At 37.3% G+C, this 1,755-nt stretch carries 1 protein-coding gene; it reads right to left on the bottom strand.

Annotation, left to right across the window (positions count from 1 at the left end; genetic code table 11):
* Positions 1–112 precede the first annotated feature (112 nt).
* On the bottom strand, positions 113–1,396 hold the full coding sequence (locus tag Q1A47_RS20410) for an NCS2 family permease (RefSeq protein ID WP_051388216.1): 1,284 nt from the start codon (positions 1,394–1,396) through the stop codon (positions 113–115).
* Positions 1,397–1,755: the final 359 nt, after the last annotated feature.

Raw genomic sequence — 1,755 nt, forward strand, 5'->3', positions numbered from 1 at the left:
CATCAAACATTTCAAAATAACTACTTGGCTTAACACAGTCATTGCACTGATTTTATACTTTCTTAACTTAGAACAAAAACTCCCACGCTTCAAGCGTAGGAGGCACAATAATTTAATGTGTTGGAAAGAAAATCATCTGGATTACAAAAATAATCCCAAATACATATAATATCCAATGAACATCCTTTCCTCTTCCGTTTACTAATTTCAATAATGGATACGTAATAAAACCAATGGAAATTCCCGTAGCGATACTGGATGTTAATGGCATGGATAGGATGATCGCAAAGGCTGGAAATGCTTCGTCAAATGTTTTCCAGTTAATTTTAGCTAATCCTTCCATCATAAAACAACCTACAATAATTAAAACAGGCGAGGTAATTGCTGGTAAATTTGCAACTGCACCTATAATAGGTGTAAAGAAAATAGATAGTGCAAATAGCAAAGCAATTACTAATGATGTTAGTCCAGTTCTACCACCAGCAGCTACACCTGAAGTAGACTCAATATAAGCTGTTGAAGGGCTTGTACCGAACATGGAACCTACTGTTGTAGCGGTTGCATCCGATAACAAGGCTGACTTTGCTCGTGGCATATTGCCGTTTTTCATAAAACCTGCTTGTTCTGCCACTCCAATCATGGTTCCAGTCGTATCAAATATGGTAACGAGTAGAAAAGCAAAAACGATCGTATAGAGACCTTGACTAAAGACACTGCCTATATCCAAGTCAAAAAACACAGGCATTGGTGGGGCTGATACATAGCCTTCTGAAAAGGATAATTGTCCTGTGAACAAAGCAATAATCGTCGTTATGAGCATACCAATAAATAAAGCACCCTTTATGTTCCAGACAAATAAAATTAAAGTAATAAATAAACCTACTAAAGTTAAAGTAGTCATCGGGTTATGTAAGTCTCCCAATCCAACAATATTTGCTTCATTTGGTGCGACGATACCGGCCATTCTCAAGCCATTAAAGGCGATAAATAGTCCAATCCCTGAGGTAATTCCATATTTTAAGGATGCAGGAATTGCTTTTATTAATGTCTCTCGAAGTGTCGTCAAACTCAAGAGAACAAAGATGATACCAGCAACAAATACAGTGCCAAATATCGCCTGATAAGTTAAGCCTTCTGATGCTACAACAGATGCAAAATATGCATTTAATCCCATACCTGGTGCTATTGCAATTGGATAATTCGCAAAGAAAGCCATGCATAGTGTACCTACAACTGCAGAGATAACCGTAGCCATAAACACTTGATCAAAGGGTACTCCTGCCGCTGAGAGAATTGCGGGGTTAACCACAACAATATAGACCATTGTAAGAAATGTTGTTAGGCCTGCAATCACCTCTGTTTGGATATTTGTGTTATTTTTCGTTAATTTAAAGATCTTATCCAAGACAAACACCTTGCTTTCCGAATATAATAAAACAACATTGACTATAATATTCGTTTTTAACTAATTATGCAAGAAAAATTGCTTCCTTTCTATACTTCCTCCATTTTTATCGATTCATCCATCGTATTGTAACGTACTTTATTTCATTTTCAAGATTTACATACTACTAATTATGGTGCTTTCGTCCAATAAACATAAGAAAAACGGAGCAAAATTCGCTCAGTCCTTATCACTACATGCTCCGATTTACGCTTGCTTGACCACCACTCCGGTTGCCCACTTCCCTTTCCGTGGGGTTTGTCCTTCAGCTAACTTTTTTGAGCAAAACCCGCTCAAAAAAGTGGATCTTC

The sequence above is a fragment of the uncultured Virgibacillus sp. genome, assembly GCF_947495635.1.
Lineage (GTDB): Bacteria > Bacillota > Bacilli > Bacillales > Amphibacillaceae > Virgibacillus > Virgibacillus salarius.